This window comes from Mucilaginibacter sp. GW822-FHT03E02 (assembly GCF_058801545.1).
The window spans coordinates 3358749-3379228 of sequence record NZ_JBXANJ010000001.1 but is presented as its reverse complement, the minus strand read 5'-3'; the positions used below and the strand labels follow the sequence as shown (position 1 = coordinate 3379228).

Here is a 20480-nt window from a genome sequence, read left to right as displayed (position 1 = left end):
ACCATTTGCAAAGCAGATGCCAAAAGCCCAATTGGCATAAATCAAGCAGATATGCCGATAAATCCACACTGCGGCTATATTTTTTTAACAATTAAGAAACCAGGGATTTGAAAAGAGAATAGCGTTTAGTCCTAATCAAAGAAGCTGACTAATTTTTAGTACATAAATGTAAAAATCCAGATACAAATAGAAAGCGAAAGGAAGCCGCTTAGCCAACTATAATTAACGTAGCCGGGAAGATGAGTTTGAAGGTGCTGCCCACATTTTTTTCGGATACCACATCAATGTCGATATCATGGAATCCGGCTATCGACTTTACAATAGGCAAGCCAAGGCCGAAGCTGTCCTGCTGTAATGACTGGCGAAATTTTTTAAAGCGGTTAAATATAAGAGGAATTGCTTCAGCATCAATACCTATGCCGGTATCGGTTATGCTGATTAAAAACTTATCGTGAACCGCCACTGCGGCAACCCGTATACTGCCCCCTTCGCGGTTGTATTTTATGGCGTTATTGATTAGGTTGAAAAACAAGTTAAATAACAGGAATTTGTTGATATTAACCATGTACCAGTTATCCGGGACTGAAATTTCATAACTTATGTTTTTATCCTGCAGGCGGATGGAGATTTCGTCATAAACATCTTGCAACAGTTCGGCAACCGAAATCCTGTCCTCTTTTAAAAACTGCTCATTTTCAATCTGCGATATCAGCAGCAGGGTTTTGGTGATACTTTTAAGCCGGTTAAGTATCTTCTGCATCTCCAGCAAACGCACCTTTAGTTCGTCATTGATATCCTCTTCCTCAAACATGTTTTCAATTTTTGATTGAAGGATAGATATAGGCGTCATCAGCTCATGCGATGCATTGGAAATAAACTCGCGCTCCCGGTGAAACTTATCGGCAATAGTCTCAATCATTTTATGGATGCTCAGATCAAGATGCTCAAAATCAGATGTGGTAGTGCGCACTTTACGGTACGACTGGAAATTAGGGAACTTTTGACCTACCAGCTTGGTTTTTATAATGATGCGTAGTGGCTTAAGCACATAATTGGAGTAAACCTGATCGGCGAGTACAGTAAGTAATATCATACCTAACAATACTTCGAAGGCCAGGTTTTGCAAGGGGACACTGGTTTCGTCGAGTGTATCTACGCTTTTGCCAATCTCCAGCAGGTAGTTTTTGTTTTTAACTTTAAAGGTGTGGCTCAATATGCGGTATTCAAGTGTATCGCCCTCGCTAAAAAGGCGTTTGCCGCGTTGGATGGTGTCTAAAAAATATTTGGAGTCAACTTCATCAAGGCTAATGTATTCGTCTTTAAGGGGCAGGTAGCTGCCATACCCTTCGCCGTTTACAATATAGGTTTCAATACCCTGGCTTTTTACAATTTGGAGTAGCTTGTTTTTTTGCTTTATCAGCTTGCTATCAACATAGCTGCTGCTGATGTTTTTAATCAATACGGGTACCAGCAATACAAACAGTATCACAATCACCAATTTTGATATGGCGTTAAAAAGCGTAAGTTTTGTCCTTAATTTCAAATATTTAGGCGTTTATCTTTACTTTATACCCCAGCCCGCGCACGGTTTCCAGCCAATCGGGCGATGCAAACGCATTTAACTTTTTCCTGATATTTTTAATGTGCGCGTCTATGTAATTGGAGTCGTAATCATTATTAACTACACTGCCCCAAATATGTTCGCTTAACTGCATCCTGGTAAGCGTACGGTTTTTATGCAGAATGAGGTAAGCAATCAGGTCAAATTCCTTTTTTGTAATGGTATTAACCATGCTGGTGCCGTATGAAATGGTGCGGTTGGTTAAATCAATAAGGAAACCATCAAGGTCAATAATGTTATTTTTTACCCCAAACTTGCGGCGGATAATGGCCTGCATCCGACTTTGCAGTTCAAGCAGCGAAAACGGTTTGGGCAGGTAATCATCGGCCCCTAAATCAAGCCCTTTAATGCGGTCATTAATCTCGGTACGGGCGGTTAGTATAATACAAGCCGCATCTAAGCCCTGTTTTTTTATCTCTTTTAACAGGTCAAGGCCATCGTAATCAGGCAAACCGAGGTCTATCAGGATAAAATCATATAAATTGACGGCAATTTTTTCTGATGCCGAAGCGCCGTCATAACAAACCTCGCAGATGTAATTATAGTTGGTCAGGAATATTTCCAGCTCATGTGCAAGCGCCTTTTCGTCTTCGATGATCAAAACATTCATGCGCAGCTACTAATAAAACAAGTAAAAAAATGTAAGATTAAAAAACGATTCTTTGTGATTTTCCAGCACCCCCTCTACGTTAACAGGGATTGAATAACGCCATGAGGCCTCAAGAGTATAATGAGGCCGGTTATAAGCAATAGGCACTTTAAAGCTGTAGTTAAGCATTTTAAACTTACGGTTATAACGTGCCGAGTTTGGGTCATCGTACACATAAATATTGTCAATCTCCTGCTTAAAACGATGATCTACCGAGTAGCGCTGCACAAAATTTTGCGTGCCTGTTATAAAATTAAACGATGGATTAAATGAAAGGTAATCCTGGTCGTCAAAAATGCTCCAGCTGGTTTCAATGTATTTGGAGTTTGTAACGGTAACAAAAAAATCGTTTGATTTGCCAAAAAGATAGTCGGCTATAACGCTGGTTTTCAAAAACTTCCAGTCATATGAGTTTTTCAGGTTGATATCATTTGACGAGGCCGACTTGATAACATTGGCCTGTTTATTAAAAATAAACCGGGTATAGCTTACCGCTCCTGAAAACTGTTTAGAAAATTTATAAAAATAGCCGCCGCCAACATCAACTTCGTCAACCGGCGCATACCCTAAAACCTTTAAAATGGAGCCATAAGCAAAAAAACCTTGCTTAGTGTTATAAATAACATCGCCCGTAACAAAGGGATATTTAACCGGGCTGGTGCGCCCAAAAAAGAGCGCGTCGCTGCCATAGTTTACCCCTACCGAAACAGACTGTTTCCTGATGATGGTATCTGTATCGGCCACAATGTGGATGTTGCCACCGGTAAAAAGCGTATTGTTAATACCCGTAGCATATAAGGCATTACTGCCGGCAATAAAAAAAAGTAAGCAAAGGTACTTCATCAAAAATTGGTAAATTGTTTGTTAACCACCTGTTTAATCGCCATTTCTTCGAGGTATTTCTGGCGGACGCTCCAACCCTTCGGGGCGGCGCTGTCTTTTAGGCTTAGGTTTGGGTGGCGCTGGTGGAGTGTTTTCATCTACCTTTGCCGGCTTGGCCTGCCGTTTTGCTTTAGCTACCTCTTTAATTTTATTTTTTTCTTCCTGCTCCTTTTTACTTTTTAACGTAGTATCGACCGGTAAATTATGATACTGCAACTTAACCGCATGATGGTATTCAACAGGATGTGATGGGCTGTTTGTAGTACCGGCAGCTGATAATCGTGGCGTAAATATCAATAACAGGACAATATACGCAAACCACTTTACCATTGAGAGGAAGAAAAACTTAAAATTATATTCAAATATCGGTCAATATAAACAGTAATACCCAAAGTGGGGGTACTGTTGATAACAATTATTACCAGTTTATTTAAGCAAGGGGACAATGCTTAAATAAACTGGTGATTATACACATGCCGGAATAATTATGATTGGTTTAAAATTAATGCAGTTAAAGCTGTATTATATAATAACACCCTTTGAAGTGTAAACGCGGTTTTGGTCATCAACAATAACGCAGGCAATTTGGTTTAGCTGGTTAATTAAGTACATGCCGGCGTTAATACCAATGCTTATAATAGGAGATGCCATAGCATCGGCCAGTTCGGCAGTGGGGCTAAGTATGCTTACGCTTTTAATTTCGCTAATCGGAAAACCTTTACCGGTATTGGCGGTACTTTGAAATTTTTTCTTGCTGATGCTGGCATATTTTTCGGCATTTACCGATGTAGCAAAAGCCATGTTGCTGATGTTAAGATGGGCGAAAGGTTGTTTCCTTTGTTCAGGGTCGGCAGTGCCTACAGTCCACGGTTTGTTGTTGGGTTGTGTACCCCAGGTTAACAGGTCGCCGCCCGAATTGATAACGCCGCTGCTGACACCATTCATTTGTAAAACAAACTTTGCCCTATCGGCAGCATAGCCTTTACTGTTGGCGCCAAAGCCAATACGCATACCTTTTTCTTTTAAAAAGATAGTTTGTTTGTTGGTATCAAGCACAACATTTTGATAGTTGGTTTGCATCACCGAGTAAGGGGCCGTTTTAACAGTCACGTTTTCAACCGAAGTAGTATCGTTACCGGTATTACCTGTAAAATAGGTGATATCAAAAGCACCGTGTGTAAGTTCAGATATCTGTAAAGCACGGCTAATTAACCTGAAAATTTCGCCATTAGCCTTTACTGGCGCAACGCCGGCTTCGCGGTTAATTTGTTTAATATTGCTGTGATCGCCAAAAGCCGAAAGTAGTTTTTCAACCCGGTTGATCTCGTCGATAGCAATTTCTATTTGTTCATTGGCCAATAAAGGATCATTCCCAACTACACTAATCTCAAATTTATCACCCATAGCGTGTACATTACGTTTGTAGGTGGTTAAATTGTTACTTAAAGTTTTTACTGCCAGCATAAAATAAATTTTTTATCGTCAAAAAATCAAACTACTCAAATCCCGCTGTAGGATGATTTTGTTTATAACAAAAATGTTACCTCTCACCTCTACAACAACTAAAGTAGATTGCTTGTATGAAAATAAGATGAAAACAAGATTGCGAATAACGTAAATCGACGATTTAGCTGTAAATTGGAGCAAAGAGTAAGAAATAAAGACAATAAATTGACAATTTTTTTAAATAGACCTGAGGGCAATTTTTTTTGCGTAAAGACGCAAAGATGGTATGACGAAAAGTAACTTGTTTGTTTTTCTTTGCTCCTTAGTGTCTTGGCGCGAAAAAAAATCCGACGCTCAATCAATCAAAATATTCTCGCCAAATTTTTGCGATACGGTAGTGTTTTCTTTACCGTTAATGCTTATCACGAGGGAGTTATCGAAGGGTATTTTTTCGACGAGCTGGATGCGGGTACCAATGCCAATATTGAGCTTAATGAGGTATTGCAAAAACGAGTTGCTGGTATCGCGCACGGCAGCCACGCGGCATGCTGTACCTGGTTTAAGATCGGTTAACGTTACCGAATATGATTTAGGGACCTTTCCGTTGGCTTTTGGAATGGGATCGCCGTGAGGATCGTATTCGGGGAAGCCCAGGAACTTGTCAAGCCTGTCGGCCAGTGTTGCATCGCTGATGTGTTCCAGTTCTTCGGCAATATCGTGGATCTCGTCCCAGTGATAGCCCAGTTTTTCTAACAGGAAAACCTCCCAAAGGCGGTGCCTGCGCACAATTAGCACTGCATCTTTTAAGCCTTGTGGGGTAAGTTTTACGCCCACTTTTTTATCATAGGCTATCAGCTCCTTTTCGGTTAGCTTCCTGATCATATCAACTACCGAGGCGGGGTTGTTGCCCAGCGCTTCGGCTATAGCAGTTGGCGTTATTTTAACGTCCTTTTGCTGCGCGATACGGTAAATGGCCTTTAGATAATTTTCTTCTGATAATGTATACATCCGTTGTTGCACTGGAAACATACAAACATAAATAAAAACCAGCCGGTTTGTAATAGTTAGGGATGCCTAATTATTGCGAACCCGCTTTAAACAAAACAGGCCTCCATGTTACCGGAAGCCTGTTTTGTTATTTTATCTGGTTATTAATGATGGCCATGACCACCGCCATGTTCTCCACCGCCACCATGGTTGCCGCGACCACCGCCGCCACCGCCATGGTTACCATGATCGCCACCACCGCCGCCGCGGTTACCACGATCTCCACCGAAATGACCGCCGCCGTTGCCGTGAAATTGTGGCCCGCGGCCACCATGGTTTCCATTATCAAAGTGGCCATTACCACGGGTGTATGCTACCCTGCGGTCATGATTACCTCTCCAGTAATTGGCATACCTAACATCGCGGCTGTTGCGGATAACAACCTGGTCATGACGGCCTCTGTAACCGGCATATCTTGTTCTGTAAACATCGTTTCTTACCCAGGGGTTGCGATCATTTATAACCACTTTATAGCTGTGGTATAAATCATAGTTGCGGTACCGTACCGGTAAATAGGCGCGATGCACCCACACATTGTTATCAAAATATACATACTGGTGTGTTGGCACATCATAGTAAGTATCAATATCGGGCATGTAGTAATAGTTGGCATAATCGTATCCAACCGGGCCCCAGGCAGGTTGGCTGCCAATGTTTACCCCAAAGCTTACGCTTACCTGGGCACTGGCTGTTTTAACAGCGAAGCAGCTTAATAATATTGCTGCCGACAGGATGATCTTTTTCATTTGTTTTCTTTTTAAGTAGTGCCCCATTGTTTGGCGACCAATAGACCGCCAAACGGTAGCATTGTTTGGATGTATGACAATATTTAATCAAAAAAGTTTAAATATTAAAAAAAAAACACTTTCGCACGCGCAGCCGACGCAAAAAAAACAGGCCCCAGTGTTATCCGAAGCCTGTTTTGTATAAAAATTAACAATCAAAAATTAATCTCTGTGGCCGTGGCCTTTATCATCGTGACGGTCATCTTTGCGATCATCACGACGATCATTGCGTACCTTTTTGTGTACAATTACCTTGCGGGAGTTGCCGCGGCCGTTGCCATTCCAGTGGTCTTTGTATTTAACCTCACGGCTATCGCGAATAATGGTTTGGTCATGATGGCCCCTGTAGTTTGCATATTTTGTGCGGTAAACGGTGTTATGTACCCACGGTGTGCGTTCATTAACTACCACTTTGTATCCGTGGTAAACATCGTAATTGCTGTAACGGGGCGGTAGCGCCGCCGAATGGATCCATACTTTGTTGTTAAAATAAACATACTGGTGCGCGTTTACATCGTAGTACGAATCAATGTCGGGCATATAGTAATAGTCGGCCCGGTCATAGCCGGTTGGGCCCCATTCGGGCTGGCTGCCAATGTTAATGCTTAAACTAATTTGGGCGCTTGCAGGTTTTATTGCTAAACAGCCTAAAAATATCGCGGCTGTTAAAATGATCTTTTTCATAGTGCTATTGTTTTGTTTGGATGTATGACAATAACCAGCACAAAAAGTTTAGTTTAAAGCATAGGCGGGCGGGTAACTAATCAGTTACAATAATCACAGCGGGGCTAACTGTCAGTTGCTGAGTTGTGCTTAGTTGTTGTCGTCGTCGGTGTCTTTCTCGGCGGCAACCTTTTTACCGGCCATGGCCAGCATAGGTTTGCCAATTACTTTATAATTGCCTTCGCCTTTAAGGATGGACGCCAGCTGGGTTTTATCCTGCATGGTTTTTACGGCCTGGGCCAGTTCCTTATCGTACTTAAAGTTTACTTCGTAACGGCCTTTTTCATAGTAATAACGGGAGGCTATCTCGTTTTCGAGTACCTGTTTTATTTCGTCCTTGTGCAGCTGCAGGTCGTTCTTTTTGGTAGTCATCAGTTTGGTTTTCAACACATCGTATTCGGCCTGTATGTCGGTAAACTGTTTTTCTTTGGTGGCTTCTGTTTTCAAACTGTTCAGCACCTTTTCTGATGAGGTGGTGTAGTTATAGTTTTTATCGGCCAGGTATTTTACAAAATCATTGTAGTCGCCCTCAGATAAAGCGAATGATTTAGTATCGGCTATTTTAGGGTGTTTATCGCGATAAACAGTAGCATAATCAAATATCAGCAGCTTGCCAACAAGAGCCTGGGTTACGTTGGCAAATTTTTCCTGTTTAATAAAAATATCGGGGTAAATAGCGCTGCCGTCGTAAACCGAGCGGCCATTTTTAGTTTTAAACTCGTGGATTAATGAATCGGCCACTTTAACTACACTGCCATCATCTTTACGGTGCGTATAATCCAGCTCCTGGATACAACGGCCCGATGGGATGTAATATTTGGCAATGGTAATTTTAACCAGGCTGTTATAAGGCAGGTTAAAAGTTTGCTGTACCAGGCCTTTGCCATAGCTGCGCTGGCCAATAATAATTGCACGATCGAGATCCTGTAACGAACCGGCAACAATTTCTGATGCAGATGCCGAGTGGCTGTTAACCAACACCACTAACGGCAGGCTTGGCTCAAGCGGAGTGCTTACGGTACTGTAAGTAAAATTCTTTTCTTTTATTTTTCCTTTTTGTGATACAACCTCCACGTCTTTTTGAACAAAAAGATTTACGATTTTTACAGCCTCCTGCAAAATACCTCCGCCGTTTGAGCGCAGATCAAGGATGATGCCGTTAGGGTTATTCTTTTTTAGGCTTACCAGGGCGTTGGTTACTTCGGCGGCCGAGTTTTCTAAAAACTTATCCAGCTTAATATAACCCATATTGCCCTGCACCATACCAAAGTATGATACGTTTGGTTGTTTAATTTCGTCGCGCACCAGGTTTTTTTCAAAGGGCTGGGGCACGTTATCGCGTTTGATGAATAGCTTAATGGCTGCACCTTTTGATCCTTTGAGTAAAAGGCTCACCTGGTCGTTGTTTTTTCCGTTAAGGTCAATGTCGTTTATTTTAAGCACCTGGTCGCCGGGGTGTACATCACCCTTTTGTGCCGGGAAGCCTTCAAATACGTCAGATACAAATACTTTATTGTTCCGGGTAAAAATACTTGCGCCAATACCGCCGTACTGGGTACTTACATAGTGCAGCTTATAATCTTCAATTTCCGATTCGGGTACAAATTCGGTATAGGGATCCAGGCCATCAAGCATAGCATCCACGCCGGTTTTTACCAGCTTGGCCGAGTTGACATTATCAACATAGTTAATGTTTACCTCTTTATAAACCGATGCAAAAACATCCAGGTTTTTTGATATCTGGAACAGGTCATCGTCAAAAGCCGCAACACCAACAGCCAGCATTACAACGCCGGCACACAAACCTATCTTTCTGTATTTTTTTGAGATCACCATACCCGGTACAACTTTAAAGCATATAAAAATACGAAAAGCTATCGATTTTTTACAACTAAACGCTTATTTACAGCCTGTTATTGTCAATATTCACCAAAGCTTTTTTTAGGGTGAATACCACATATTCCCTGTTACGGTTTACAAGCTCCATAAGTTTGGTTATCAGTGCCTCTTCCTGTCCTTCGGTATATTTTAGCTGCTCATCGCTAAGGTTGTTATATTTACGTTGAACTTTAATTTTTACACGTTCCCAATCTTTATTGGAGATACTGATTTCGGCCATTGTTAAATTATTTTAAGCAAAAATATAAAAAATACACGTTGGCTGAATTAAAAATGAGGCTATACACCCTTTTTAGCACTAAATAGCAGCAAGATGAGGCGGCAATGGCAATCCTTCGCTCAGTTTATCGGGGATGGGAGTCAGTCGTTTGGTTTGCAGGGGGATAAGGCCCGACCATATAGGCAGTTCCAGGTCGGCATCATCATCAACCGGCATGCCGGTGCGTAACTTGGCCGATGCCTCATCAATTTTAAATGCAAGCGCTGTGGTTTTAAGTACCTCCCTGTCGGTTATGGGGCGCAGGTAATCCCAGCTGCCGGGCACAATTTTTTCGGTAAGCCATTTAAAAGCTTCGGTTTTATCGGCCACACTTTCAATTTTTTCTGCCTGCGCAAATATCACTACCGACCGGTAGTTTACCGAGTGGTGAAATGCCGATTTGGCTACCACCAGTTCGTCCATCAGGGTAACGGTGATACAAACGGGGATGCCTTTTTCCAGTTCGCGCATCAAATGGCTACCTACCGAGCCATGCACATAAATACGGTTACCATACCGCACAAACGCGGTAGGGATTGCGTATGGTTTGTTATCTGCCGAATAGCTGATGGTGCAATATAATGCTTCATCCAGGATACTGTTGATGGTTTCGGGCTCGTAATTTGCTCTTTTTGCTGCCCTGCTGGGGATAAGATGTGCCGGTGGATTTGCCATGATTTTGTTTTTTGGTAAAATTATGCGTTTATTGGATGGCGACAATGCTCCAGATAATACAAAACGGATAGTCCAATTTATGCAGGTATATTCATCAAGCTTAATAATCGATAAACAGGCGCTGCAGCCGGTTTATATTCAACTGGCCAATCAGCTTATGGCGATGGTAAAAGCAGGTACGTTACAGCCCGGCCACCGGTTGCCCAGCACCCGCCAGCTGGCCAACTTGCTAAGTCTACACCGTAAAACAGTGATAAGGGCTTATGACGAGTTATTGGCCCAGGGCTGGCTGCAAAGCCATACCGGCAGCGGAACTTTTGTGGCCGGCCATTTACCGGTTACAAAGCCCCGGCAATTGTTAAATAATAGCCCCGATGTAGCTAAGGTAGCCGGCTTTAGTATAAAGGAGGCACCGCATCTGCAACGCAGGCTTGTCGATTTGAATACCGATCTGCACCTTGATGATGGTTTCCCCGACACCCGCCTTGCACCCGTAACCGAACTTTCGAGGGCTTACCGTACACAGCTTTTAACAGGCAACCCCTATACCCGTTTGGGTTACGCCGACCCAAAAGGATCGGAGTGGTTGCGTACGGAGTTGGCCACTTATTTAAATATCACCCGCGGCCTGCGGGTTGCGCCGGCCAATATCCTGATAGTACGGGGTACAGTTATGGGCCTTTATTTAAGCTGTACCGGTCTGCTGCAACCCGGCGACACGGTAGTTACTGCGGAACCCGGCTGGGCTGGTGCCGAAGCCAATTTTTTACAGGCCGGCGCAAACCTGTTAAACATATCTGTTGATGAATACGGATTGAATGTGGATAGGCTCGACGAACTTTGCAGCACGCAAACCGTGCGCATGGTGTATGTTACATCGCACCACCATTACCCCACAACAGTGGCACTGCGGCCCGATAGAAGGGTGCGCCTGCTTGAGCTGGCCCAAAAACATGGCTTTATTGTTTTTGAGGACGACTATGATTATGATTTCCACTACCAAAACAAACCGCTGATGCCACTGGCAAGCGCCGACGATGCGGGGATGGTGCTGTATTGCGGCGCTTTTTCCAAAAGTATTTCGCCGGCTATAAGGGTTGGGTATTTGGTAGGCCCCGAAAACGTGATTGAACATTTGGCCCAATTACGGCGCACCATTGACCGCCAGGGCGATAGCATGCTGGAGAATGCCATGGCCGAGCTTTTACAAAACGGCGTGATACAACGCCACTTGCGCAAATCATTACGGATATACCAGCAGCGGCGCGATTTTTTTTGTGGATTACTGAATGATAACCTAAAAAATTACGTGCAATTTAAAGTACCAGAGGGCGGCATGGCCGTGTGGACTTATTTTGATTCGGGGATAGATTTGAACAGGCTTGCCCAAAATGCCTTAAAAAAAGGACTGTATTTCCAGGGCGAAAACAACCCCCTGGCACCAAATTTTACCAGGCTGGGCTTTGCCTCCTCCACACCGGCCGAACTGGAACAATGTGTAGCAATACTAACCAAAGAAATCGGTTTTAAACATTTCTAATAAAAAGCAGCCAAAGAATTTATTTCGCGCAAAGACCTAAGCCGCAAAGATTTACTTGTTTTTTTTCTTGGCGTTTTGGCGTCTTTGCGCGAGCAACTTCCCAACTTAATATCAAATCTTTGTTAAATTATTTTAGTCGGATTATAAAAAACGGGGCAAAGCAACGTTTAAAGCTTTGGCGCGTCAATTGATAGGCTGTAAAGCAGGCTATCAATACAGCCGTATTGTAAACTAACTATGTAAACAAGGGGTTTAGCTATATTATGTTGAATATTTATAGCTTCGCCCCGCTAAAAATTAAAATTTATGAAAAAGTATCTATTAAGTGCAGCATTACTGATAGCAGTGAGCATCAGTGCGCAGGCACAGTTTTCTTTAGGCGTTAAAGGTGGTGTCAATTTTTCAAAAATAAGCGCCGATAATGTAAAAGAATCAACCTTAGCCGGATATCAGGCAGGTTTATTTGCCCGAATAGGCAGTGGTCTTTATTTACAGCCCGAGTTATATTTAAGCGGAACAGGTGGAAAATTTGATTCTGGCGACAATTCTCAATCATTTAGCGGAAAAGTGAGGTTCACCAATTTAAACGTCCCATTATTGCTGGGTAAATCATTTGGAGGAAAAGATTTGAATTTTCGTGTAATGGCTGGCCCAATTTATACCTACCAGTTAGATAAAAGCGAAAGCCTGACGGCTAACGGCTCTGGCGCTATCGCAGATTTTGGTAACTACAACAAAAGTACATTAGGTTTCCAGGCGGGTGCCGGTGTTGACATTGGCTCCATCACTGCCGATTTGCGTTACGAGGGTGGTTTATCTAAGGTAAACTCCAACTACGGTCAGCGCCAAAACCTTTGGGCTTTAAGCGTGGGCTTCAAGATTTTCTAAGCTGATATAGATAGCTATAATAATTATTTGAACAAAGCCTGGTATGCTTAATGGTCAGTATACCGGGCTTTGTTGTGTTAAAGGATTTCTTTTTTTAACGTAGAGACGCAATACTTTGCGTCTCCCGCATGCAAATCAATCTTGAAAATCGGTTTAGCATCGCTTGTACAATTAGATGTGATATACTATATAAAATCGGTTTAGCATGTTTTGAATGTCCTGTTGGAGACGCAAAGTATTGCGTCTCTACAAAAAAGGGGCTTGCCGCCATTTTTTAACACCCCCATCCCCCAACATTTATTCCTTTATTTGTATTTAACAAAAAACGGTATTGTTAATACAAATGAGCAATCTGAAAAAGGAATTATATGATTTGTGCATAGCCCACGTTCGCAGGAGCATGGATGCCGCCGAACTGGCCATCAGCGAAGCGCAAAAATCATCAAACGATGATACTAAAAGCAGTGCCGGCGATAAATACGAAACCGGCCGCGAAATGGCGCAGCAGGAAACCAACCGCAACCTGGCCCAGCTTAACGAGGCCAATAAATTACTGGTTGCTTTAAACCGTATAGGTACCTCCGGTACATCGGCCATAGCCGAAGCGGGCAGCGTGATTATTACCAATAATGGCAATTTTTATATGGCTATAAGTGCCGGTGCTTTATCACTTCATGGCAAAAATTATTTCGCAGTATCGCCGGGTTCACCGGTGGGGATAAAACTGACCGGAGCCAAAGCAGGCGATAGCTTCACATTGAATGGTAAAATGTATATAGTTGAAACGGTATACTGATTATAAACGTTTGTAGATGGGGCTTAAGTCAACAGTACTAAGTAAGTCTAAAGTTTTTCTTTTTTGATAACTAATAAGCAATGTTGAATCTGGAGATTTGTAATCTGCTTCAGGCAAGGCCCCGGCTGGTTGCTTATCCAATAGTTGTGCCTCTGGTTTGGGCAAAATACATAAAATCAAATAATACACTAACCACGGCGGCTGGCGCATATATCAAATACACATGCCGGTTATTTTCAAGGTATTGGAAATTATTTGGTTTGAATTTGCCAAATCTAATCAGCGCGTTCATTTTTAAATAATAAACGGTATTGCTTTTATAAATTATTATATAAATAAGCTTCGATTTAAATAGCCGGCGGCGTCAAAATTTATTTAATGGTTAAAAAGGGCGTTTTTTTAACCCAAAATCAATAAAAATCAACTTTTTTTTAAAATAAAACCCTCCATTCATGAAATCATGCAGTAATCATCAAATATCTATTACTATATTTGATGTTAACAAAACTGGGCAAATAAAACAACCTTGCCTTTTATAAATTAAAGATTGATGAACATATTTGTAGGAAGCCTTCCTTTTCAATTAGAGGAAGCCGATTTAAAAGAGCTTTTTGAAGCGTACGGTGAAGTAAGCACTGTAAAAATTATTATTGACCGTGAATCTGGCAGAAGCAAGGGTTTCGGATTTGTTGAAATGCCTGATGATGAAGCTGCACAATTAGCAATCACTGGTTTAAACGGATCAGACGTAAGAGGAAGATCAATTGCTGTTAGCCAGGCTGAAGACAAAAAACCACGCGACAACCGTGGCGGCGGTGGTTATGGCGGCAACCGTGGCGGCGGTGGTGGCTATGGCGGCGGCGGTAACCGTGGCGGTGGCGGCGGTGGTTATTCAAAAGATAGCCGTGGCGGCGGCGGTGGCAGCCGTTGGTAAATTATAAATAAACAAAGTGCCGGGTATTGGTACCCGGCACTTTGCTGTTAATAATACATCTACTTACTGTACTTTGTGGGATTGGTTTAGCAGGTTTTTTTACCTGCTGTGATAGTACTATATCAAAAAACCATGCTTATGTTATTTTTCCGGCGATGATGCCTGCGGTAGCTTTACCTCAAATGTGGCGCCCTGTCCCGGAACCGAAAATATATTAAACGTTCCCTTAAGGCTTTCAACCAGGTGCTTTACAAGCGCCAAGCCAAACCCATACCCATTTTCGCCGCCGGTACCATTTGTTGATATGGCATTGCCCTGCAATATGTTGGCTATGCCGCCTGCATCCAGCCCGACACCCGAGTCGGTTACTTTTATCTGCAATACATTTTCGTTTTTATCTTCAATCAAATCCAGGTCGACAGTAACAAAACCATTATTCGGCGTAAATTTGATGGCGTTAGATATCAGGTTGCCGGTTATTTGCAATAATTTATTTTTTGAAAAAGGAATGGTTTCTGATGCCGATGATGTATTTACTGTAAACGTTATATGCTTGTTCATGGCCTGCGGCACATAAAGTTTTTGCAGCTTATCTTTAAATACCACCTGGTTAAACTCATTGCCCTTCAATTCGGGCACTTTTTTGTCTTTTTTATCCGCACTCAAAATCTCGTCTGCAAGTTCCAGTATAGATCGGCCACTTCTGTGTATCAGGTTCATAAACTCCAGTATCTCGTCCATCTGGTTTTCATCGCCTTGTTCACGAATGAGCTGTGCCAGGCCTATAATACCGCTCAAAGGGCCGCGAATATCGTGCGCTACTTTCTTCTGGCTTTGTTTAGCTTCGGATAAATTGCTCCGCAGGTCCTCAATTACTTTGATGTATTTAAGCCTGTTCACAATTTCGCCGGCAATGATCTTTAACAACTCTACCTTTTCGGGGTTAAGGTTTTTTGACGAATGCGCGTCAACCACGCATAATGCGCCTATGTTGTGATTATCTACATTTAGTGGGATACCATAATAATAGCGCAGATGTGGCCCGCCGGTAACGTAGGGCCTGTCTTTAAACCGCTCGTCAGCACTCAGGTCGGCAACTTCCATATTGTCATCACTCATTAACAAGTACTGACAAACAGATTCCTCGCGCGGCATTTGCTCCAGGTCCAGGTTATGGGTAGATATGGTCCATTGGGTATAAGAATCAATGAGGTTAACCAGCGACATTTCGGTGCCGGCAACTTTGGCCGCAAGTTTGGTAAGGTCTTTAAAACTATCGGCATGCGCGCCATAGTCCAAATCAAATTCCGACAGGGTCATTACCCTGTCCATTTCATTTTCGGGGATTGGGGGAGTAAACATACAATCAATTAGTTACGCCCTTGTACGGTCGTTTATTGCCAATTGTTTTATCGCAATATCAATAACTGCCAACATGGAAAATGTCCGGGGGGGCAAAACATTATTTTCGGTTGCAGCATTTTATTAAAAAAGCGTAATTTAACATTCCTAAAAGCCGATTATTTATGGAAAGCAAAAAACCTTGTTCGGGGTCTGATGAAGATCTGGATGTGAAGGATAGTTCGCGCAGGAATTTCCTGAAACAATCAACACTGTTAACCGCCGTAGCCCTTACACCAGGCACTGCCATGAAAGCTGCTGCCGGCCATGTAGATGAGCAAATTGCCGCTGTTTTTGAAAAAATGTCTTTAAAAATGCAGGTAAACGGCAGGTCGCAAAGCCTGTCGGTTGAGCCACGATCAACCCTGTTGGATATTTTACGCGAGCAGCTTGACCTTACCGGCACCAAAAAGGGCTGCGACCACGGCCAGTGCGGCGCATGTACCGTTCATGTTGACGGGCACCGCATAAACTCATGCCTTACATTGGGCATTATGATGAATGGTAAAAAAATCACAACGATTGAAGGCCTTGCCAATGGCGATAAGCTGCACCCTATGCAGGAGGCTTTTATAAAGCACGATGGTTTCCAGTGCGGGTATTGCACACCGGGGCAAATCATGTCGGCGGTGGCCTGCATCCGCGAGGGGCACGCCAACTCCGAACACGAAATTCGCGAATACATGAGCGGTAATATTTGCCGCTGCGGCGCGTACCCCAATATAGTAAATGCCATACAGGAAGTAAAAGATGGAGGGATGGCCGTATGAAACAATTTCAATATGTAAAGCCAACTACATTACAGGCAACATTGGATGTAATTGGCAAACCCGGCTCAAAAATTATTGCGGGTGGCACCAACCTGATTGATTTGATGAAACGAGGCGTTACCGAGCCTGATAAACTGGTTGATATTAATCACCTGGGGGTAGTTAATCATGTATCGCTAAAGGCTATAACCGCAAACAAATCAGGCCTGTCTATAGGTACGCTGGCGCTTAACAGCGTGGTATCAGAAAACGATATGGTAATGCAGCGGCAACCGCTGTTGGCCATGGCGCTTAAAGCGGGCGCATCGCCGCAATTGCGCAATATGGCAACCGTTGGCGGTAACATGATGCAACGCACCCGTTGCGGGTATTTTTACGATACCACGATGCCTTGTAACAAGCGGGTGCCGGGCACAGGCTGCGGGGCCATGGAAGGCCTTAATCGCATGCATGCTATTTTTGGCGCAAGCCCACAATGTATTGCCGTGCACCCCAGCGACATGTGCGTAGCCCTTGCCGCGCTGGATGCTACCGTGATAATAGCAGGCAAAAAAGGCGAGCGATACATTCCTTTTACAGCATTTCATCGCCTGCCGGGAGAGCATCCCGAACTGGATAACACCCTGGCCAAGGATGAGTTGATTCTTGGTATCGAGATTCCGGATAATAACTTCGCCAAAAATAGCTACTATTTAAAAATCCGCGACAGGCAATCATATGCCTTCGCGCTGGTTTCTGTAGCGGCTGCGCTTGAAATAGATAATGGGCTGATAAAAGATGCCCGGCTGGCTATGGGCGGTGTTGCCCATAAACCCTGGCGGCTTTTTGATGCCGAAAAACTGCTTATTGGCAAACCTGCAACCGAAGAGAGTTTTGCCAACGCGGCACAGTTGGCTATGAAGGGCGCAAAAGGTTACGGCAATAATTCATTCAAATTAAAACTGGCACCGGCCACCATTACCGAGGCTTTAAAACATGCAGCAGGCTTAGTTTAACATCACCATGAAAACAGCGATAGACAAAACGATGCCCTCATCGGCAGAAGGCATGGGCCGGGTAGACGGAAGGTTAAAAGTAACCGGGGCAGCAAAATACTCGGCCGAATACACGCCAGCGGGTTTAACTTACGGGGTACTGGTAGGCAGTACCATTACCAAAGGCAGCATTACGGCGATTGATACCAAAGCCGCTTTAAAAGCAGCCGGCGTGCTGGCCATACTTACCCATTTAAATGCCCCGAAAGTACCTGGCGACCAGCCCGAAAAGGACAAGAAAGCGGGCGATAAGGGCGCTTTAAAGGTTTTTTATGATGATAAAATATATTACAACGGCCAGCCGGTTGCCATTGTAATAGCCGATACTTTTGAGCGCGCCCTGTTTGCAGCATCATTGGTAAAAGCGCAGTATAAGGCCGAAAAGCATATGACCAGCCTACCCGATAACCAGGATAAAGGCTTTGCACCACGCGGCGAGGGCGGCTACAAGCGTGGTACCGAAGATGCCTGGAAAACTGCCCCCTTTAAACTGGAGCAGGAATATATTGTGCCTACGGTAACCCATAACCCTATGGAGCTGCATGCCATTATTGCCCGTTGGGATGCTGATAATAAATTAAGCGTATGGGATAAAACCCAGGGCGTTAAAGATACCCAGCAGGACTTGGCGCGCCTGTTTAAATTGCCTGTACAAAATGTACAGGTGCACTCGCAGTTTGTAGGCGGCGCATTTGGCAGCGCTTTACGCACCTGGCCGCATGAAGTGGCCGCCATACTTGGTGCCAAAGTGGTAAAACGACCGGTAAAGGTGGTTTTAAGCCGTGCCGATATGTTTACATCGGTTGGGTACCGCCCTTTTACCTGGCAAAAAATTGGCATAGGCGCTACTGCCGATGGTAAGCTTACCGGCATTACCCACGAAGCAGCGGGACAAACATCAACCTACGAAGATTTTACCGAAGGGCCTACCGGCGTAAGCCAGAATTTATACGCCTGCCCCAATGTAAATACCAAATACAGCATTGTTCCGCTTGATATTGCGACACCTACCTGGATGCGCGGCCCCGGCGAAGCCACCGGCTCTTTCGCCTTGGAATCGGCGCTGGACGAGCTATCTTACCAGCTCAAGATAGATCCTGTTGAATTGCGGATCCGTAATTACGCCGAAAAAGACCCGGATAGCGGCAAACCCTTTTCGAGCAAGTTTTTGAAAGAAGCCTACGAGTTAGGCGCAGATCATATAGGCTGGAAAAACCGGAAGGCAGAGCCTGGCTCGGTAAAAGAGAATGGCTGGTATGTTGGCTACGGAATGGGCGGCGGCATGTTTGGCGCCTACCGCGACAGGGCAACCGTAAAAGCCGTGATGAAAGCCGATGGCACGCTGTTGCTACAAAGCGCGGTGAGCGATATTGGCCCCGGTACAGGAACTGCTATGGTGCTGATAGCTGCAGAACAAATGAAGATGCCTGCCGAAAAGATAAAATTTGAGCTGGGCGACTCGTCATTACCCAATGCGCCCACGCAGGGAGGCTCGGCCACAACGGCCAGTGTTGGCTCGGCAGTGTATAAAGCATGTGCCGATTTAAAAGAGAAATTTCAAAAGCTGGTTGGCAATGGCGGTACCGATAACCCCGATTATGCAAAAATATTAAAGGAACACAACCTGGCATCGCTGGACGTTACTACGGAGACTGACGGCGGTAACGGGATGCAAACGTATGCCATGAATTCCTGGTCGGTGCATTTTGTGAAGGTTTTAGTAAATGCCGCAACCGGCGTTGTTAAAATTGACAAGGTTGCCTGCGTAGCCGATTGCGGTCGTATTATCAGCCCTAAAACAGCACGCAGCCAGGTTATAGGCGGTGCGATAGGAGGGCTTGGGATGGCTTTGATGGAGGAGTCGGTGATTGATCATAGGTATGGCCGTTACATCAACAATAATTTTGCCGACTACCACGTGCCGGTAAATGCCGATATCCCGCAAATAGATGCCCTGTTTGTGAACAAACCTGACCCCATCATCAATCCGATGGGTGCCAAAGGCATGGCCGAGATAGCCCTCATAGGCATGGCCGCCGCGGTAGCCAATGCGGTATACAACGCCAGCGGAAAACGGGTACGGGAGCTGCCCATAACACCGGATAAGGTAATGGGATAGCGATCCCCCACCAACGTTCCCGGGAATCGAGGGTCCAAAAGTCGAATCCCGTTTCAGCAGGGATATTTAAAAATGAGTTGGCAACGCAAGTCAATTAGCCAACGTAATTGTTATTGAAAATAATTCAAAAATCAACCCATGAAAAAACTGATCATACTTACGCTGCTAATCGCTTTTAGCTCATTCACCTTTGCTCAAAGCAAAAAGGTGGTTTGCTGCGCCAATCCATCATCAACCCAGCGCTTTGCCATGCTGGCATCCAACCCCGAATTCCGGATGGCGCATTTAAAGCCACTGCCAATCCACTTTCAGAGCAGTATAGGCACCAATATTACCTACCAAACACCCGACGGAAAAACGTCTACAGCCTATTTGCTGAAAGCAAAAAAGGCTACCAATAACTATATCCTGGTTATTCACGAATGGTGGGGACTGAACGATTATGTAAAACGCGAATCGGAAAAAATTTATAATGATTTGGGCAATGTAAACATCATCGACCTTGACCTTTACGACGGCAAGACTGCCACCGACCCTAAAGATGCCGGCAAATTAATGCAAGCTGTCGTTGAAGACAGGGCCAAAGCCATCATTAACGGCGCTATTACTTATGCAGGAGCCAGGGCGCATATTGCTACCATTGGCTGGTGCTTTGGCGGCGGCTGGAGTTTACAAACCGGCCTGCTTGCCGGCAAAAAACTGGCAGGCACCGTAATGTACTACGGCATGCCCGAACAGGATGTGGCTAAATTGAAAACGCTGAACGCCGATGTGCTGGCCAATTTTGCCAACAAAGACCAATGGATAAACCCTAAAGTAGTGGGTAAGTTTAATGATGATATGAAAGCTGCCGGCAAAAAACTATACCTGCACCAATACGATGCCGACCATGGTTTCGCCAATCCCAGCAGCCCGGCCTATAACAGCGATGCCACCAAAGATGCTTATGCCAATACCATAGCGTTTTTTAAAGCGAGGTTAAAATAAACAAAAATGCTAAAGTTACGTTATT

General features: G+C 44.2%; 20 protein-coding genes. 8 read left to right on the top strand and 12 right to left on the bottom strand.

Annotation, left to right across the window (positions count from 1 at the left end; all coding sequences use genetic code 11):
• Window positions 1-208 precede the first annotated feature (208 nt).
• From AC1RM2_RS13945 to AC1RM2_RS13895, 11 genes are all read right to left on the bottom strand, one after another.
• Window positions 209-1543 (bottom strand): sensor histidine kinase, encoded by a 1335-nt coding sequence (locus AC1RM2_RS13945; RefSeq protein WP_492985688.1) that lies wholly within the window; start codon window positions 1541-1543, stop codon window positions 209-211.
• Between the two features lie 4 nt (window positions 1544-1547).
• A complete protein-coding gene (locus AC1RM2_RS13940) occupies window positions 1548-2231 on the bottom strand; it encodes a response regulator transcription factor (protein ID WP_492985686.1) in 684 nt (227 codons plus the stop codon).
• A 9-nt stretch (window positions 2232-2240) separates the two neighbouring features.
• Window positions 2241-3113 carry a hypothetical protein gene (locus AC1RM2_RS13935; RefSeq protein WP_492985685.1) on the bottom strand — a complete coding sequence of 291 codons (873 nt, stop codon included), beginning with the start codon at window positions 3111-3113 and terminating at the stop codon, window positions 2241-2243.
• A 33-nt stretch (window positions 3114-3146) separates the two neighbouring features.
• Window positions 3147-3482, bottom strand: coding sequence for a hypothetical protein (locus AC1RM2_RS13930; RefSeq protein ID WP_492985683.1), 336 nt, complete (start codon window positions 3480-3482; stop codon window positions 3147-3149).
• A 192-nt stretch (window positions 3483-3674) separates the two neighbouring features.
• Window positions 3675-4616 (bottom strand): FAD:protein FMN transferase, encoded by a 942-nt coding sequence (locus AC1RM2_RS13925; protein WP_492985682.1) that lies wholly within the window; start codon window positions 4614-4616, stop codon window positions 3675-3677.
• A gap of 336 nt (window positions 4617-4952) precedes the next feature.
• Entirely contained in the window at window positions 4953-5627 is a 675-nt protein-coding gene (locus tag AC1RM2_RS13920) for a metal-dependent transcriptional regulator (RefSeq protein ID WP_492985680.1), read from the bottom strand.
• A 122-nt stretch (window positions 5628-5749) separates the two neighbouring features.
• Window positions 5750-6391: a hypothetical protein gene (locus tag AC1RM2_RS13915; RefSeq protein WP_492985679.1), complete on the bottom strand. Its 642-nt coding sequence runs from the start codon at window positions 6389-6391 to the stop codon at window positions 5750-5752.
• Between the two features lie 201 nt (window positions 6392-6592).
• Window positions 6593-7114 carry a hypothetical protein gene (locus tag AC1RM2_RS13910; RefSeq protein ID WP_492985678.1) on the bottom strand — a complete coding sequence of 174 codons (522 nt, stop codon included), beginning with the start codon at window positions 7112-7114 and terminating at the stop codon, window positions 6593-6595.
• Between the two features lie 129 nt (window positions 7115-7243).
• Window positions 7244-8989, bottom strand: coding sequence for a S41 family peptidase (locus AC1RM2_RS13905; protein ID WP_492985677.1), 1746 nt, complete (start codon window positions 8987-8989; stop codon window positions 7244-7246).
• A gap of 67 nt (window positions 8990-9056) precedes the next feature.
• Window positions 9057-9272, bottom strand: coding sequence for a hypothetical protein (locus AC1RM2_RS13900; protein ID WP_090638442.1), 216 nt, complete (start codon window positions 9270-9272; stop codon window positions 9057-9059).
• A gap of 78 nt (window positions 9273-9350) precedes the next feature.
• Window positions 9351-9986 carry a pyridoxamine 5'-phosphate oxidase family protein gene (locus tag AC1RM2_RS13895; protein WP_492985676.1) on the bottom strand — a complete coding sequence of 212 codons (636 nt, stop codon included), beginning with the start codon at window positions 9984-9986 and terminating at the stop codon, window positions 9351-9353.
• Between the two features lie 22 nt (window positions 9987-10008).
• Here AC1RM2_RS13895 and AC1RM2_RS13890 point away from each other — a divergent pair, with 22 nt between their 5' ends.
• The 4 genes from AC1RM2_RS13890 (at window position 10009) to rbp (ending at window position 14144) form a co-directional block, all read left to right on the top strand.
• Window positions 10009-11526: an aminotransferase-like domain-containing protein gene (locus tag AC1RM2_RS13890; RefSeq protein WP_492985675.1), complete on the top strand. Its 1518-nt coding sequence runs from the start codon at window positions 10009-10011 to the stop codon at window positions 11524-11526.
• Window positions 11527-11832: 306 nt separating this feature from the next.
• Window positions 11833-12414, top strand: coding sequence for a porin family protein (locus AC1RM2_RS13885; RefSeq protein WP_492985673.1), 582 nt, complete (start codon window positions 11833-11835; stop codon window positions 12412-12414).
• A 343-nt stretch (window positions 12415-12757) separates the two neighbouring features.
• Complete coding sequence (locus AC1RM2_RS13880; RefSeq protein WP_492985672.1) at window positions 12758-13210, top strand: 3-oxoacyl-ACP synthase; 453 nt, start codon at window positions 12758-12760, stop codon at window positions 13208-13210.
• Between the two features lie 550 nt (window positions 13211-13760).
• The gene (gene rbp / locus AC1RM2_RS13875; RefSeq protein ID WP_090638138.1) at window positions 13761-14144 is read left to right on the top strand and encodes an RNA-binding regulator; all 384 of its coding nucleotides are present in this window, start codon (window positions 13761-13763) and stop codon (window positions 14142-14144) included.
• 141 nt (window positions 14145-14285) lie between these two features.
• Here rbp and AC1RM2_RS13870 read toward each other — a convergent pair whose 3' ends face one another.
• Window positions 14286-15506: a GAF domain-containing sensor histidine kinase gene (locus AC1RM2_RS13870; protein WP_492985670.1), complete on the bottom strand. Its 1221-nt coding sequence runs from the start codon at window positions 15504-15506 to the stop codon at window positions 14286-14288.
• Window positions 15507-15670: 164 nt separating this feature from the next.
• Between AC1RM2_RS13870 and AC1RM2_RS13865 the strand changes: the two genes are divergently transcribed.
• The 4 genes from AC1RM2_RS13865 to AC1RM2_RS13850 all read left to right on the top strand — a co-directional run bounded on the left by AC1RM2_RS13865 (window position 15671) and on the right by AC1RM2_RS13850 (window position 20455).
• Window positions 15671-16315, top strand: a complete 645-nt coding sequence (locus AC1RM2_RS13865) for a (2Fe-2S)-binding protein (protein ID WP_492985669.1) — start codon at window positions 15671-15673, stop codon at window positions 16313-16315.
• Window positions 16312-17310: an FAD binding domain-containing protein gene (locus AC1RM2_RS13860; protein WP_492985668.1), complete on the top strand. Its 999-nt coding sequence runs from the start codon at window positions 16312-16314 to the stop codon at window positions 17308-17310. The genes AC1RM2_RS13865 and AC1RM2_RS13860 overlap by 4 nt, the downstream gene beginning before the upstream one ends.
• A gap of 7 nt (window positions 17311-17317) precedes the next feature.
• A complete protein-coding gene (locus AC1RM2_RS13855; RefSeq protein WP_492985667.1) occupies window positions 17318-19468 on the top strand; it encodes a xanthine dehydrogenase family protein molybdopterin-binding subunit in 2151 nt (716 codons plus the stop codon).
• Window positions 19469-19606: 138 nt separating this feature from the next.
• Window positions 19607-20455: a dienelactone hydrolase family protein gene (locus AC1RM2_RS13850; protein ID WP_492985665.1), complete on the top strand. Its 849-nt coding sequence runs from the start codon at window positions 19607-19609 to the stop codon at window positions 20453-20455.
• Window positions 20456-20480: the final 25 nt, after the last annotated feature.

Excerpts from the sequence above, each read along its gene's own strand:
- AC1RM2_RS13855 (WP_492985667.1), top strand. The coding sequence starts at position 17,318 with ATGAAAACAGCGATAGACAAAACGATGCCCTCATCGGCAGAAGGCATG.
- AC1RM2_RS13925 (WP_492985682.1), bottom strand. The coding sequence starts at position 4,616 with ATGCTGGCAGTAAAAACTTTAAGTAACAATTTAACCACCTACAAACGT.
- AC1RM2_RS13910 (WP_492985678.1), bottom strand. The coding sequence starts at position 7,114 with ATGAAAAAGATCATTTTAACAGCCGCGATATTTTTAGGCTGTTTAGCA.
- AC1RM2_RS13865 (WP_492985669.1), top strand. The coding sequence starts at position 15,671 with ATGGAAAGCAAAAAACCTTGTTCGGGGTCTGATGAAGATCTGGATGTG.
- AC1RM2_RS13935 (WP_492985685.1), bottom strand. The coding sequence starts at position 3,113 with ATGAAGTACCTTTGCTTACTTTTTTTTATTGCCGGCAGTAATGCCTTA.
- AC1RM2_RS13905 (WP_492985677.1), bottom strand. The coding sequence starts at position 8,989 with ATGGTGATCTCAAAAAAATACAGAAAGATAGGTTTGTGTGCCGGCGTT.
- AC1RM2_RS13920 (WP_492985680.1), bottom strand. The coding sequence starts at position 5,627 with ATGTTTCCAGTGCAACAACGGATGTATACATTATCAGAAGAAAATTAT.
- AC1RM2_RS13915 (WP_492985679.1), bottom strand. The coding sequence starts at position 6,391 with ATGAAAAAGATCATCCTGTCGGCAGCAATATTATTAAGCTGCTTCGCT.
- AC1RM2_RS13930 (WP_492985683.1), bottom strand. The coding sequence starts at position 3,482 with ATGGTAAAGTGGTTTGCGTATATTGTCCTGTTATTGATATTTACGCCA.
- AC1RM2_RS13850 (WP_492985665.1), top strand. The coding sequence starts at position 19,607 with ATGAAAAAACTGATCATACTTACGCTGCTAATCGCTTTTAGCTCATTC.
- AC1RM2_RS13860 (WP_492985668.1), top strand. The coding sequence starts at position 16,312 with ATGAAACAATTTCAATATGTAAAGCCAACTACATTACAGGCAACATTG.
- AC1RM2_RS13870 (WP_492985670.1), bottom strand. The coding sequence starts at position 15,506 with ATGTTTACTCCCCCAATCCCCGAAAATGAAATGGACAGGGTAATGACC.
- AC1RM2_RS13900 (WP_090638442.1), bottom strand. The coding sequence starts at position 9,272 with ATGGCCGAAATCAGTATCTCCAATAAAGATTGGGAACGTGTAAAAATT.
- rbp (WP_090638138.1), top strand. The coding sequence starts at position 13,761 with ATGAACATATTTGTAGGAAGCCTTCCTTTTCAATTAGAGGAAGCCGAT.
- AC1RM2_RS13890 (WP_492985675.1), top strand. The coding sequence starts at position 10,009 with ATGCGTTTATTGGATGGCGACAATGCTCCAGATAATACAAAACGGATA.
- AC1RM2_RS13895 (WP_492985676.1), bottom strand. The coding sequence starts at position 9,986 with ATGGCAAATCCACCGGCACATCTTATCCCCAGCAGGGCAGCAAAAAGA.
- AC1RM2_RS13940 (WP_492985686.1), bottom strand. The coding sequence starts at position 2,231 with ATGAATGTTTTGATCATCGAAGACGAAAAGGCGCTTGCACATGAGCTG.
- AC1RM2_RS13885 (WP_492985673.1), top strand. The coding sequence starts at position 11,833 with ATGAAAAAGTATCTATTAAGTGCAGCATTACTGATAGCAGTGAGCATC.
- AC1RM2_RS13880 (WP_492985672.1), top strand. The coding sequence starts at position 12,758 with ATGAGCAATCTGAAAAAGGAATTATATGATTTGTGCATAGCCCACGTT.